General features: G+C 68.3%; 19 protein-coding genes. All 19 read left to right on the top strand.

From position 1 onward, the window contains the following. Positions 1-12: 12 nt before the first annotated feature. The 19 genes from AB0I15_RS07270 to AB0I15_RS07360 all read left to right on the top strand — a co-directional run bounded on the left by AB0I15_RS07270 (position 13) and on the right by AB0I15_RS07360 (position 12,951). The gene (locus AB0I15_RS07270; RefSeq protein ID WP_358091361.1) at positions 13-309 is read left to right on the top strand and encodes a hypothetical protein; all 297 of its coding nucleotides are present in this window, start codon (positions 13-15) and stop codon (positions 307-309) included. An 8-nt stretch (positions 310-317) separates the two neighbouring features. After that, a complete protein-coding gene (locus tag AB0I15_RS07275) occupies positions 318-581 on the top strand; it encodes a hypothetical protein (RefSeq protein WP_358091363.1) in 264 nt (87 codons plus the stop codon). Beyond that, entirely contained in the window at positions 578-742 is a 165-nt protein-coding gene (locus tag AB0I15_RS07280; protein ID WP_358091365.1) for a hypothetical protein, read from the top strand. The genes AB0I15_RS07275 and AB0I15_RS07280 overlap by 4 nt, the downstream gene beginning before the upstream one ends. Positions 743-754: 12 nt before the next feature. After that, the gene (locus tag AB0I15_RS07285) at positions 755-2,329 is read left to right on the top strand and encodes a phage portal protein (protein WP_358091367.1); all 1,575 of its coding nucleotides are present in this window, start codon (positions 755-757) and stop codon (positions 2,327-2,329) included. Beyond that, the gene (locus AB0I15_RS07290; protein ID WP_358091369.1) at positions 2,329-4,305 is read left to right on the top strand and encodes a phage minor capsid protein; all 1,977 of its coding nucleotides are present in this window, start codon (positions 2,329-2,331) and stop codon (positions 4,303-4,305) included. The genes AB0I15_RS07285 and AB0I15_RS07290 overlap by 1 nt, the downstream gene beginning before the upstream one ends. Then, positions 4,302-4,472 (top strand): Rmf/CrpP fold protein, encoded by a 171-nt coding sequence (locus AB0I15_RS07295; RefSeq protein ID WP_358091371.1) that lies wholly within the window; start codon positions 4,302-4,304, stop codon positions 4,470-4,472. The genes AB0I15_RS07290 and AB0I15_RS07295 overlap by 4 nt, the downstream gene beginning before the upstream one ends. 76 nt (positions 4,473-4,548) lie before the next feature. Continuing rightward, positions 4,549-5,313 carry a hypothetical protein gene (locus AB0I15_RS07300; protein ID WP_358091373.1) on the top strand — a complete coding sequence of 255 codons (765 nt, stop codon included), beginning with the start codon at positions 4,549-4,551 and terminating at the stop codon, positions 5,311-5,313. A 50-nt stretch (positions 5,314-5,363) separates the two neighbouring features. After that, positions 5,364-6,305 carry a P22 phage major capsid protein family protein gene (locus AB0I15_RS07305; RefSeq protein ID WP_358091375.1) on the top strand — a complete coding sequence of 314 codons (942 nt, stop codon included), beginning with the start codon at positions 5,364-5,366 and terminating at the stop codon, positions 6,303-6,305. Next, the gene (locus tag AB0I15_RS07310) at positions 6,302-6,586 is read left to right on the top strand and encodes a hypothetical protein (RefSeq protein ID WP_358091377.1); all 285 of its coding nucleotides are present in this window, start codon (positions 6,302-6,304) and stop codon (positions 6,584-6,586) included. The genes AB0I15_RS07305 and AB0I15_RS07310 overlap by 4 nt, the downstream gene beginning before the upstream one ends. Further along, positions 6,573-6,914 (top strand): hypothetical protein, encoded by a 342-nt coding sequence (locus AB0I15_RS07315; RefSeq protein ID WP_358091379.1) that lies wholly within the window; start codon positions 6,573-6,575, stop codon positions 6,912-6,914. The genes AB0I15_RS07310 and AB0I15_RS07315 overlap by 14 nt, the downstream gene beginning before the upstream one ends. A 2-nt stretch (positions 6,915-6,916) precedes the next feature. Continuing rightward, complete coding sequence (locus AB0I15_RS07320) at positions 6,917-7,309, top strand: hypothetical protein (protein ID WP_358091381.1); 393 nt, start codon at positions 6,917-6,919, stop codon at positions 7,307-7,309. Then, positions 7,306-7,617 carry a hypothetical protein gene (locus AB0I15_RS07325; protein WP_358091383.1) on the top strand — a complete coding sequence of 104 codons (312 nt, stop codon included), beginning with the start codon at positions 7,306-7,308 and terminating at the stop codon, positions 7,615-7,617. Before AB0I15_RS07320 ends, AB0I15_RS07325 begins: the two co-directional genes overlap by 4 nt. After that, the gene (locus tag AB0I15_RS07330) at positions 7,617-7,970 is read left to right on the top strand and encodes a hypothetical protein (RefSeq protein WP_358091385.1); all 354 of its coding nucleotides are present in this window, start codon (positions 7,617-7,619) and stop codon (positions 7,968-7,970) included. The genes AB0I15_RS07325 and AB0I15_RS07330 overlap by 1 nt, the downstream gene beginning before the upstream one ends. Continuing rightward, positions 7,967-8,413 carry a minor capsid protein gene (locus AB0I15_RS07335; RefSeq protein WP_358091387.1) on the top strand — a complete coding sequence of 149 codons (447 nt, stop codon included), beginning with the start codon at positions 7,967-7,969 and terminating at the stop codon, positions 8,411-8,413. The genes AB0I15_RS07330 and AB0I15_RS07335 overlap by 4 nt, the downstream gene beginning before the upstream one ends. 68 nt (positions 8,414-8,481) lie before the next feature. Continuing rightward, on the top strand, positions 8,482-8,958 hold the full coding sequence (locus AB0I15_RS07340; RefSeq protein ID WP_358091388.1) for a hypothetical protein: 477 nt from the start codon (positions 8,482-8,484) through the stop codon (positions 8,956-8,958). Then, the gene (locus AB0I15_RS07345; protein WP_358091390.1) at positions 8,955-9,467 is read left to right on the top strand and encodes a hypothetical protein; all 513 of its coding nucleotides are present in this window, start codon (positions 8,955-8,957) and stop codon (positions 9,465-9,467) included. The genes AB0I15_RS07340 and AB0I15_RS07345 overlap by 4 nt, the downstream gene beginning before the upstream one ends. Positions 9,468-9,502: 35 nt before the next feature. After that, the gene (locus AB0I15_RS07350; protein WP_358091392.1) at positions 9,503-9,640 is read left to right on the top strand and encodes a hypothetical protein; all 138 of its coding nucleotides are present in this window, start codon (positions 9,503-9,505) and stop codon (positions 9,638-9,640) included. Positions 9,641-9,707: 67 nt separating this feature from the next. Further along, positions 9,708-12,080 (top strand): hypothetical protein, encoded by a 2,373-nt coding sequence (locus AB0I15_RS07355; RefSeq protein ID WP_358091394.1) that lies wholly within the window; start codon positions 9,708-9,710, stop codon positions 12,078-12,080. A gap of 25 nt (positions 12,081-12,105) precedes the next feature. Continuing rightward, the gene (locus tag AB0I15_RS07360; RefSeq protein ID WP_358091396.1) at positions 12,106-12,951 is read left to right on the top strand and encodes a hypothetical protein; all 846 of its coding nucleotides are present in this window, start codon (positions 12,106-12,108) and stop codon (positions 12,949-12,951) included. Positions 12,952-13,136: the final 185 nt, after the last annotated feature.

Raw genomic sequence — 13,136 nt, forward strand, 5'->3', positions numbered from 1 at the left:
GAGGACCGCCCCATGGAACCAATTTCCTCCCTTAGCCGGGAGTTTCTGTACATCCCCGTCAAGGGCCCGTCCGGTGGCGAGGGCGTCGAAGTCGCCTTCACCAACGAGGGCGGCGAGCCGACCGAGACGGACTGGCATGGCGCGACGTGGGACAACCACAGCGCCGCCGGGGCCGACGCGAAGATCCTCGTCGGCCCCGGCGGCGATGGCGCGGTTGCGCTGCCTGAAGGCACCTACCGGGCGTGGGTCCGGGTGTCCGCTCTCGTCGAAAAGCCAGTCCTCCCCGGCGGGCTTGTCCCTGTCATCTGAGGAGACCCATGCTTCGCAACCCAGCCACCGGCGACTTCGTCCGCTACCGCGGCAAGCAGGGCCTCTTCGCTCTGCGCGCCGCGATCGTCACAGCGGACACGACGACCCTGGACCCGGAAGGCGTCAAGATCGGCGCAGTGCCCGCGCTGGACGACGCATCCCACGTCCACCTGTGGGTCTTCACGCCCGGCCAGCTCGGCGGCTTCCACGAGTACAACGTCGCGCCCGGGACGGAACCTGGCACCTGGCACTGGCCGGTGACGGCCGGATGACACAGCAGACGATCACCTGGCGACAAGCCGCGACCCATGCTGCGGCAGTCCTGGAGCGCGCCGACTGCGAGCCCAACCCGGCGATGGTCGAGGCCAAGGTCGCCATTGCCGAGGGCTGGACGGAACTGGCCGTCGCCCTGTCGGAGATCGAGAAGACATGAGGAGGGTGGCTGATGCCGCTTCCCGAGCGTAATCAGGAGTGGCCGCCGCCAGCGATCCGACAGGAGATGCGGCTCTACGACACCCACGGCGCCTGGTACGCCGGCGACCCGGACAAGCTGGCGCAGGTGTACGGCGGCAACCAAGCAACTCCCAGGATGGGTATGGACCCAAAGGGCTGGGACCGGCCGATCAGCCGCGCGGGCGGCTACTTCGGCCGGATGGTCCGATACTTCTGGGGGACGCCCACTCCGGCCGCGCAGGCGCGCGCGACGAAGTTGCACATCCCGCTCGCCGCCGACATTGCCGCCACCTCGGCCGACCTACTGTTCAGCGAGCCGCCAACGCTCAAGCTGAGGGGCAAGAAGGGGCAGCAGCGGCTCGACTCGGTACTGCACGAGGCTGGCGTGTACGGCAGCCTGCTGGAGGCCGCTGAGTTGGCCGCCGCGTACGGGGGCGTCTACCTCAGGGTGGGCTGGGACACGACGACGGCTGATCATCCGGTCGTGGACGCGCTGCCTCCGGACGCTGGCGTGCCCGAGTTCCACAACGGCCGGTTGACGGCGGTGACGTTCTGGCGGGTGGTGTACGAGGACGACCGGTCGGGCGAGGTGTGGCGCCACCTGGAGAAGCACGAGAAGGGCCGCATCTACCACGGCTTGTACCTGGGCGACGAGGACCACCTGGGCAAGCAGATGCCGTTGGAGGAGCACCCGGCCACGGCCGAGTTCGCGCCGCTGGTGGACGAGGACGGCGGGTTCGATAGCGGGTTCGAGCGTGGCCTGCTGGTCGAGTACATCCCGAACATGAGGCCGCACCGCATGATTCGGGGTACGGCGATCGGCCGCTCGGACTATGCGGGCGTCGAACCGCTCATGGATGCCTTGGACGAGACGTGGACGAGCTGGATGCGTGACCTGCGGCTCGGCAAGGCCCGGATCATCGTGCCGGAGATCTACCTGACGACGGCCGGCCGCGGCCAGGCCGCGTCCTGGGATCCGGACCGGGAGATCTACAGTCCGCTGGGCGGCATGCTGCCGTCGCCGCAGAACCCAGGCGGCATGATCACCCTCAGCCAGTTCTCCATCAGGGTAGAGGAGCACTCGGAGACGTCCAAGCACCTGGTGGAGCAGATCGTTCGCGGCGCTGGATACAGCGTGCAGAGCTTCGGTGAGGGCGGTGAGGGGCAGGCCCGGACGGCGACCGAGATCCACATGCAGAAGCACCGGTCGTACAGCACGCGCGGCCGGAAGATCGGGTATTGGACGCCGCGTTTGGCCTGGCTGTCGGAGGCGATGCTGGCCGTCGACCATGCGGTGTTCGGGACGAAGGTCGTGGCCGAGCGGGCGACCGTGGAATGGCCGGATGGGGTCATGCCGGACCCGGAGTCGATGGGTCGCACCCTGGACATGCTGAACCGGGCGCAAGCCGTCAGCCTGGACACGAAGGTCCGTTGGGTGCATCCCGACTGGGACGACGTGCAGATCCAGGCTGAGAAGGAGAAGCTTCGCGACGAGCTCGGGCTGAACGTCCCAGACCCTGCGACGCTGGGCGAGACGTGGATTCCTGACGCGACCGGCGACGACTGATGGCGATCACTCCAGCCGCCGCGATCGAGGAGGGCCTGGAGCAGGCGCGGAAGGTTGCCGCCATGTACGCCGACGCGGAGACGGCCCTGCTGGAACGCATCGCCGCGCGGGTCGGCAAGGACCTCGACAACGACGACGGCGACGACTGGGCGGACAAGCGGCTCGCCGAGGTGACCCAGCTCCGCAAGGAAGCCGAGTCCATCGTCCGCCGTCTGCAGGCTGCGTCGAAGGCGGCCGCGCAGGCGGCGGTGCTGAACACGTGGACGGAAGGCATGGACGCCGCGGTGCGCGGTGCCGTGCTGCAGGTCCACGACCGGAAGGTCCGCAAGCGGCTGGAGCGGGTGCTGCAGGACGCGAAGAACCTCGGCGCGAGTCGAGGCATCAACACTGGCCAGGGCGTTGCCGAGCTGGCCGCGCAGACCATCCGCATGGTCGATTCGGTGCATGAGGGCGCACTGCGCGCGGTGGAAGGCATCTACCGCAACGTCATCGCCGAGACGGCCAGCCGAGCGCTGATCGGCGCGGAGACCCGGCGGGAGGCCGCGCAGCGGGCGCTCGACCGGTTCACGGCGGAAGGCATCAAGGGGTTCACCGACTCGGCCGATCCGCCCCGGACCTGGAGCATGGCCGGCTACACCGAGATGGCTATGCGGACGGCTGTCGCGCGGGCGGCGGTGGACGGGCACCTGTCCACGCTGCGCGACGCCGGAATCAACCTGGTCAGCGTGTCGCGGCTGCCGCACACGTGCGACCGGTGCGCCCGCTGGGAAGGCGAGATCCTTGCCCTGACCGGGGTGGCGGGGACGCGCGTGGAAGAGAACCCGGCCACGGGCGTGCAGGTGTTCGTGCAGGTCGCTGGGACGGTCGCGGAGGCCCGGCTGGTGGGTCTGCTACACCCGAACTGCGGCCACTCGCTCAACGCCTACCTGCCGGGCGTGTCGAGGCCGGCGCCCGTCGCGCAGTCGAAGACCAGCTACAAGGACTCGCAGCGGCAGCGCTACCTGGAGCGGAAGGTCCGGGAGAACAAACGGCGCGCGGCGGTCGCGCTCGATGACGACGCCCGGGCGAAGGCGAGCGCGAAGACGGCCGACTATCAGCGGCAGCTCAAGGAGCTGTCGAAGGCAACAGGGCTGCGGCGCGAGAGCGGCCGGGAGAAGGCCGATGCGCCGCCCGCGGACCTGGAGAAGCTGACCGACCGGCAGCTCACCGACCTGGCCAGCAAGTTCGGCCACGACGAGCAGGCGTTGGCCCGGCTTGAGCAGGAGATGAAGCGTCGCGACGAGGCCGACGAAACGGCCCGGATGGCGGCTGGTCCGGCCGCGCAAGACGACCCGATCGCCGCACTGTCGGAGGTCAACGACCTGGGCGACCTGACCGACGACCACGTGATGGCGCTGATGGAGCGGTACCGCGACGACGAGCAGGGCATGACCCAAGTGCTCGACGAGCTGGACCGCATCGAGCGGCAGACCCGCCAGCGTGAGAACTGGTCGTGGAACTGGCGCGAGGAGGAGACCGACGCCGACCGGGCGATCTCGGACCTGATCGCGTCGGGCCGCTACTCCTACATGGAGGCATACGCCGAGGTTCACAGGCTGGACCCGGCCGAGCTGGACCGCCAGGAGCGGCGGGCACTGCTGGAGGCGGACCGCCGGCCGGGTGAGGACATCGACCAGACGGTGCGCCGCCTGTACGCCGAATGGCTCGACCAGGCGTACGAGCGGGCAGAGGCCGACACGAACGGCTTCATGCTGAACGCCGAAGGCCGGGCAGCGCAGATCAACGAGCGGTCGCTGTTCTCCGGGCCGGCCGCGCGCGCCCGGAGGTACGCCAGCGAGGAACTGCTGCGCTGGTGGGCGGACAACTCGCGGCTCACCCTGACCGAGTTCCGTGCGCAGTGGCTCGGACGAGAGTCCGACCGGCGGGCGGCCGAGCAGATTCGCGCTGGCGGTGCCGGGAGGGAGTTCGGCGTATGACCATCTCCGAGACCGACCGCAGGGCGGCTGTGACGTTCGGCCGTCTGGCCGGCGAGCGCGGCATGCCGGTCACTGCCTGTCCGTACGCGGCGCGTGGTGATGACCGGCAGCGTGCGTTGCGGCTGCTGTGGATGCGCACGTACGTGCGGCACAGCTCCGGCGCATAGACGCGCTCTTTGTGGGTTCGCCAGGCGCGGGCCTTTCCCATGTTCCGACGACACGCTCCAGGAGGGCGATCTCGTCATGCCTGAAAACACTGTGCCGACCACCGATGGAAGCGGCGAAGGCCAACCGCAGCAGGAGGAGCAGAACCCTTCGGCTGGGGCCGAGGTCACGCCGCCTGCAACGTCGGCGACCGACGATACGCCGGTCAACCCAGACGCCAAGCGAGTGGACCAGCTCCCGCCGTGGGCGCAAAAGTTGATCAAAGACACCCGCTCGGAGGCGGCCGACTGGCGGTCCAAGCTCAAGGACGCCCAGAAGGCTGCCGATGACGCGACCGCTCAGCAGGGGCCGTCGCAGGAGGAGATCACCGAGCAGGTCAAGACGGACTTCGCCCAGCAGATCGCCAAGGCCCTGGGCCTGGCGTCTGAGGAGGAGAAGCCGATCGACCCGCAGAAGGTGATCGAGACGCTGACGGCCGAGCGGGACAGCACGGCGACGGAGCGCGACCAGGAGCGCGAGCGGCACCGCCGTGCCCTGATCGAGCTTGCGGTTCACCGCGCCAGCCAGAAGGTCGGCGCGGATCCGGACGCTCTGCTGGACAGCAGGTCGTTCCTGAAGGCGGTCCGGGACATGGACCCGGACGCCGACGACTTCTCCGCCGGCCTGGCCGAGACCATCCAGACGGCGGTAGAGAACAACCCGAAGTTCAAGTCGGCCACCCAGGCGGGGCCGCCTGCGCGCTCGGGAGGCGAGTTCACCGGCGGGCCTGGTGAGCGAGCGTCGAGTTCCGAGCCTTCCATCGACGAGTTCCGCGCCAGGCGTAAGAAGCGCGCCTCGTCTTAGCCGCTAATTGCGGGATTGCAATTAGCTTTCTGAAGAGGTGAAAGGCCCGAATGGCTAACATTTTCCTTACCCCGAGCATCATCGCCAAGGCGGCGCTGGCCACGCTTTACGAGACCTGTGTCATGGCGCAGCTCGTCCACCGCGACTATGAGCAGGAGTTCGTATCCCGCGTCGGCGACACGATCTCCGTGCGCAAGCCTGCGGTGTTCACGGCGAACGAGTTCAACCGCGCGAGCGGCATCCAGATCCAGAACGCGTCCGAGGGCAGCGTGCCCATCACGCTGAACCACTTCAGCGACGTCTCCTTCGCGGTCACCGCCGAGGAGCTCACGTTGGAGATTGAGGACTTCGGCACGCAGCTCCTCAACCCGGCGATGGAGGCCATCGCGCAGAAGATCGACCGGGACATCCTGGCGCTGCGCAGCGACATCGTGCAGCGCGTGGGTGTGGCGAACGCGCCGATCACGGGAGTGACGGGCAACGCGATCCACCCGTACGACGACCCGAAGACGGCGATCGACGCCCGCAGGGTCCTGAACCAGCGCAACGTCCCGGCGGCTGACAGGCACCTGGTAGTCGGCCCGGAGATCGAGGCCAAGTGGCTGTCGGACCCGCTGTTTCACCAGGCTGACACCCGCGGCGATACGGACGGTCTGCGCGAGGCCAATCTGGGTCGGAGGATCTTCGGATTCGACGGCTACCAGACGCAGAACATCGAGGCCCCGACCGGCACCCCAGCGATCGGGGCGCCGAACACCGAGATCGGCGTCGGCTTCCACAGAACGGCATTTGCCTTGGTCACGAGGCCCTTGGTCCTCCCGCAGGGTGCCGCGAACGCAGCCGTCGAGAGCTACAAGGGCTTCGGGGTGCGCGTGGTCATGGACTACGACATCACCAAGAAGCAAGACGTGGTCAGCGTGGACTGCCTCTACGGCGTCAAGACGCTCGACCCCGACCGCGCAGTCCTGATCCACGGAGTGCGCGCGTCGTGACGTTCGTCTACCGCAACTCCAACACCGGCCAGGTGGTCCCACTCGAACAGCGGGACCCCTGCCTAGACGTTCTGGACAACTGGCGGGTCATCAGCGGACCCGAGCCCGCCGACGAGCCCGGTCCGGCTTCGGCCGGGCCGGCCCGCCCGTCCGAGCACGACAACAAGGCCGCGTGGATCGAGTACGCGGTCTCCTGCGGCATGGCCGAAAGTGACGCCAAGGCGCTGTCGAAGGCCGCGCTGATCGAGGAATTCGGGGAGGACCCAGATGGCGAGGACTGACCTGGCCGTCCGGCCCATGCCGCGTACCGGCGTTGCGCTCGGTGTCGGCCTGGTCGCGGCCCACGCGGACGGCAACGCCTTCGACCACACCGACCGGCGCATGCTGCTGATCAAGAACAGCAACGGCGCGCCCGCGACGGCGACCGTGCAGATCCCCGCCACGGTCGAGGGCCAGGAGGTGGAGGACCTTCCGGTCACCATCCCGGCCAACGACTCCCTCCTGCTGCCGCCGTTCAGCGCGGTGTACCGGCAGGAGAACGGCAAGGTCTACATCGACTACGTGGCCCCGGCCGGGCTGACGGTCGGCGTGCTCGAACAGCCGGTGTAGCCATGGCGTACGCAACCGCTGCCGACTACACGGCATACAGCGGCCAGGCCGCGCCGCCTGACGACATCGACCGGCGGTTGGAGCGTGCGTCTGATCGCATCGACGAGATGCTGTTCGCCTCGATCTACCCGACCGACGACGCGGGCATGCCGACGCGGCCGGAGGACGTTGAGGCGATGAAGCGGGCGACGTGCGCCCAGGTGGCGTGGACGGTCGCCGTGGGCGATGAGTTCGGCGTGGCGGCGGCGTTCAAGTCGGTGTCGATCGGCTCGGTCCGGCTGGACCGTGGCGGGTCCGGTGACGCGCCGCCCCCGCGGTACTCTCCGGACGCCTCGTCGATCCTGCAGCGGGCCGGGCTGCTGCCCGGCTACATCCTCGACGGGAGCGTGTGGTGATGCTGCCCGAGTGGCTGCTGCGCCACAGGGCGATCATCGAGCCGTTTCAGGGGGACGGGGCGTACGGCCCCGTGTACGGGGAACCGTTCGAGGCCCGCTGCCTCGTGGACGACGAGCGGCGCCTGGTGCGTGACGCGCAGGGTGCCGAGGTCGTCAGCGATACGACCGTGTTCTTCCCTCCGGGCACCACCTGCCCGGAGGGAAGCCGGGTCACCGTCAACGGGCGGGCGACCACCGTCATCACGTCCTTCTCCCGCGACGGCGGCGGGCTGCCGACGCCTGATCATGTCGAGGTGGTGTGCCGCTGATGGCCAAGGCCAAGTTCAACGCGAAGGTCAACGGTGAAGAGGTCACGGCTGAGATCCGGCGGGCGGCCTCGCGCGGCCTGCGTCTCGGGACCGAGCATGTCCTGTCGGTGTCCAACCAGCGTGTGCCGCACGACGTGGGCGACCTGGAGCGGTCGGGCTCGACTGTAGTTGACCGGCAAGACCTGGTCGGCATCATCTCGTACGACACCCCATACGCCCGCATCCAGCACGAGAACCTCGACTACCAGCACAAGGCAGGACGGACGGCGAAGTTCTTGGAGCTCGCGCTCCGCGAGGAAGCCGAGACGGTCAAACTGATCATCGCCCGGCAGCTCCAGCAGGTGTTCAAGTGAGCTGGACGCGCGACTTGCTGACCGGTTTCGCGGTCTTGCTGAGCGAGGCCGGCGTGGCAACGTGGAACCCGAACGGCATCTATACCGATGCCCAGACGGCGTTGACGATCGGCGGCCTCCCCGCCAAACCGGACACTGCGATTGCGCTCGCCGTGTACGGCGTGGGCCAGGCCGGCGACGACGTGGAGCAGCCGGACTCCAGCGTGCAGATGCAGGCCCGCTTCCGAGCCAAGACGGACCCGCGGGTCGTGGACGACCTGGCGGACGGCGTGTTCGACGCGATCCACGGTCTGGCCAATCACACGCTTTCGACGGGCGTGCTCGTGCTGCTCGCGCGCCGCACGCTGATCGCCCCGCTCGGCCGCGATTCCAGTGGCCGGTGGGAGCGGGCCGACTCCTTCGACCTGATGGTCCACCGGCCGTCGCCGCACCGCGGCCTGTGACCTCACCTTCCATCTGCTGATTGCGGAACCGCAATCAGCGCTTTGACGTGCCCATTTAAGGAGTGATCATGGCGCTGCGAAGCCTGCTCGCCAAGGACTGGCGACTCGACGTCGCGACCGGTTCCGACCCCGAGAACCCGATCTGGCTCCCTGTGCGGGGCCTGACGTCCTTCCAGGAGACCACCGACGACAACACCGAGGAGGACTCGGACTTCGACGACGAGGAGGGCTGGGGCTCCTCCGTCGTGACCGGCCGGACCTGGCAGATCGAGGCCGAGGGCCGCCGCAAGCGGACCGACGCCACGGTGTTCACCGCAGACCCCGGCCAGGAGGCCATCCGGAAGGCGGCCCGCAAGGTCGGCTTCGAGGCGAACATCGTGGTCAGGTGGTACCGGCGCGACGGCGCGAACGACGCCTACGAGGGTGTCTGCACCGTCTCCGAGTTCACCAAGGGCGGCTCGGTCACCGACCTGGAGCCGCTCAACTTCACCCTGCTCGGCCAGGGCGCCCCGGTCGAGATCGCGAACCCGGTGGCCACCCCGTGACCACCTTCCAAGATCTCGACGAGTTCTTCGACGACAGCCTGCGGCTCCCGGTGGGCGGGAAGTGGTACGTCATCCCCGCCCCCGACGCCGAAGTCGGCCTGCTGTGCCAGCGGCTCATGCACGCCAGCCTGGCCGCCGAGCAGGGCGAGACGGTGGAGGACCCCAAGCTCACCGAGCTGGCCGAGATCGTGCTCAACGACGACGAGGAGCGCGACCTGTACCAGCGGATCCTCGGGCCCGTCTGGGACGAGCTGCGCGCCGACAAGGTGACGTGGCCTCGCATCCAGCACGTCGGCGCGACCGCGCTGGTGTGGGTCGCCGCCGGCAAGGACGCGGCCGCGAAGATCTGGGCTTCGGGCGGCGCGGGGGAAGCCCCGGCCCCGAACCGGGCGACACGTCGAGCGACGGCGGCGACATCGACCCGATCTCGGGGCTCCGCGACTACTACGACCCGGACGACGGCCTCTCGGTCTCGCAAGGCCGCACCGTCTCGTGGCACGACATCCTGACGCGCTGGTCGCTCGTTGAGCCGGACCTGCACGAGGTGTACGGCCTCGACGTCGACGAGCCCGGCGTGCTGCGCGCCCGGTCATGGCGGTGGCTGCGGATGCGGGTGCACGGGCTGCTGACGTGTGACTCGCGTCTGGCCCGCGCGCTGGACCCCGGCGAGGGGCGGCAGTGAGGCGGCGTGTCCTCGACGCTTCCGGTCGCTGGCTTCACCCCATTCGAGACCCACAGGAGGTGAAACCGTGGCGCTCAACGTTGGCGAACTCTTCGCGACCATCGACGTGAAGGACCGGGGCACGAGCAAGGTCAACCGGTTCATGGCCTTCATGCGCGACGCCGCGAAGAAGCTCGACATCGACGTGGCCGCGACCGCCAAGAGCGCGGGGTCGATGGGCGTCCAGTTTGTCGGTGCGGCACTCAAGGCGGCCACGCTGGCGGCCTCGATGGGGGCGGCCGCGCAAGGAGCGGTTGGCCTCGTCGCGGCGCTGGCCCCGGCCGGAGGAATCATCGCTGCTCTGCCCGGCGCGATTGCTCTGGGGCAGGCGGCGCTGGCCACGCTCAAGATCGCCCTGGCTGGCGTGGGAGACGCCTTCTCCGCAGCCCTAGGCGATGACCCGAAGAAGTTCGAGGAGAGCTTGGCCGGGCTCTCACCTGCGGCGCAGGCCGCCGCGCGCGAGCTGCACTCGGTCAAGCCCGCGATCGACGGGCTTCGGTCCGCCGGCCAGGACGCCTTCTTCGCGCCTTTGGCCGGTCAGATCCGTGCCGTCGCGGACGCCGTGGTCGGGCCGCTCCGGTCCGGCATGCAGGGCGTGGCCAGGGAGTTCGGTCTCGCTGGTGCGGAGGCGGCGCGGTTCGCCTCCTCCTCGGCGACGATGTCGGCGATCACGAGCATCTTCGGCTCGCTGCGATCGGCGGTCGCTGCACTGCAGCCCGCCATTCAGCCGGTGCTGGCCGGCTTCCGCGACATCGCGGTGGTCGGCGCGTCCTTCTCATCCGGGCTGGCTCCCGGCATCGCTTCGGCGGCCCAGAAATTCGGAGAGTTCCTGTCCAATGCCGCTAACAGCGGTACCGCACTTAGCTGGATGCAGGGTGCGCTGGACGTGTTCAAGCAGCTCGGCCAGGTCGGCGGCGACGTGATCGGCATCGTCAAGTCGATCTTCTCGGCGATGTCCACCGGCGGCTCCGGAGCGCTGGGTGTGGTCGGCCAGCTCCTTGATCAGCTCAACGCCTTCTTGGCGAGCGCGGAGGGCCAGAAGGCGCTCGTCGCGATCTTCGGAGCGTTGTCGCAGGTCGGAAGCGCCCTAATGCCGATCTTTCAGGCGCTCGGAGGAGCGCTGGCGCAGGTCGCGCCGCACATCGGTGCCATCGCGACTGCGCTGGGTCCAGGGCTCGCCGCCGCGGTGTCCGCACTCGGGCCAGCCCTGGCCGCCCTGGGTCCGGGGCTGACCATGGTCGCGAGCATGCTCGCACAGGCGTTCGCATCACCGGAGCTGCAGTCCGGGCTGCTCATGCTCGGGCAGGGGCTGTCGGCGGCGCTCGTGGCCGTCGCTCCGCTGCTACCTGTGGTAGCGCAATTAGCGGGCATTCTGGGCCAGGTGCTCGGCATTGCGCTGAGCAACCTTTCGGCTGCGCTCGGTCCAGTGATCAGCGCCTTGTCGAGTGCCCTGCAGCCTGCCCTGGCGTCCATTTCATCCGCCTTTGCCCTGCTTGGGCCTGCGATGCAGCCCGTTTATGCAGCTTTCGGTCAGATTGCGGGCGCAATCGTGCAATCGGTGCTGCCACCGATCCTGCAGCTCATCCCGAGCTTGCTAACTGGGCTAGTTCCTGCCTTTGTCGAACTGGTTAATGCTGTTAATCCGCTTATTCCACTTTTGACCGATTTGCTCGTCATGGCGATCAAGGACATCCTGCCTGCGGTTATCCCCGTCATCCCGATCGTGACTCAGCTCGGAGTCGCCTTCGTGCAGATGGGCGCCAAGGTGGCCCAGATCGTCGCGCAGATCAAGCCCGCCATCGAGGCCGGGGTCAAGATCTTCCAGTGGATGTACGACACCTTGGTCGGTCACAGCGTGATCCCGGACATGGTCAACGCCATCGGCACGTGGATCGGAACGACCTTGATCGGCTGGTTCCGCGATCTGCCAGGCAAGATCAAATCTGCCGTGTCGTCCCTGGGCGTCACTATGCAGGGCATCGCCCAGGACGTCGTTTCAGGCTTCTGGAACAAGCTCCAGTCCCTGGCCAGCGGCTTGTACAACAACGTGCGCAACTTCTTCGCCAACATCGTCAAGAGCGCGAAGGATGCACTCGGCATCAAGTCCCCGTCGAAGGTGTTCGCCCAGATCGGAGCCTTCATGATGCAGGGCATGTCGATCGGTGTGGACAAGGGTCGTGGGGTCGTCGTGTCCTCGCTGAAGAAGGTGGCCACCCTCGCGACCCGGACGGCCATGCCGGACCTGTCGGTGCCCGGCGTGGGCGTCCCGGAAGGGCTCGGCGGTGGCCGCGCATTGTCGCGGACCGTGGTGAATGTGACGAACCACTACCCGCAGGCCGAACCAACGAGCGTGAGCGTGAACCGCAGCCTGCAGTACGTCGGCGCGATGGGAGTGATCTGAGGTGCCGAGCTACTCACTCGACGGAGTGCCGCTGGATCACCCGGCCGGCTGCTGGCGGACCAAGAAGGGGACGCAGAGGCGGCCGTTGCCCGGCGCGCGGGCCGTTAAGGTCAGCGTGCCGGGCCGGCACGGGGACATCCCGGTCGTCGGTCTTGACTTGGAGGCCACGACGTTCGGCCTGACGTTCAAGGTCACGTCGGCCACCCCTTCGGGGGCGGACGGCGGCTACGAGCAGATGGAGCGCAACCTGGAGGCGCTGTCGGCGCTCCTCGGTACGCGGCATCGGTTGATGAAGTTGCGGTACCAGGCTGGTTCACTCGTCCGTGTCGCCGACGTGGCGATCACTGCCGCGAGCGAACCAGAGGTCAACACCGGCGCTGCGACCGCTCGCGTCACGGCCGTGGTCGAGGTGCCGGGCGCGCTGTGGCGGGACGAATCCGTATCCGTCTGGGTGGGTGCGCCCAACCAGCTCGCCCAGGCGGTGACCACGCTCGCGAACTCGACCGGGCCCATCGTGGACGCGCTGCTGCGCTTCACCGGCCCGGCCGTGCAGCCGTCCATAGGGGACGTCGCTACGGGCGGCTGGGTGCTGCGCCCGGGTGGCCTGCTGGCGGGGCAGCGGCTGCTGATCGACTGCGGTCGCATGCAGGCCGCGGTCGTCACCTCGGACACCTGGGACCTGGCCGCCGGAGACGACGTGACGGGCGAGATCGACGTGATCGGCCCCGGCTCGCAGTTCCGTTGGCTGCACCTGACGCCATCCGTCGCGGTAGCCGATCCGTTTTCCCGCGCGGTGCTGCTCTCCGCGTCCGCTACGGGTGTGGATGCTTCGTCGAAGGTGGAGGTTCGGGCTCGCCGTGCCTTCCTGTAATCGGGTCAGTGGGTAGAGACTCGCTGCGGATTCTCATGAACGGGAAGTTCTGGTTCCAGCGTGTGTTGGCAGTTCGGAGAAGTTGAGTTCTCATGAACGGGAAGTTCTGGTTCCAGCGTGTGTTGGCAGTTCGGAGAAGTTGAGTTCCCACGAACGGGAAGTTCTGGTTCCAGCGTGTGTTGGCA

The organism is Nonomuraea sp. NPDC050643 (assembly GCF_040654715.1).
Taxonomy (GTDB): Bacteria; Actinomycetota; Actinomycetes; order Streptosporangiales; family Streptosporangiaceae; genus Nonomuraea.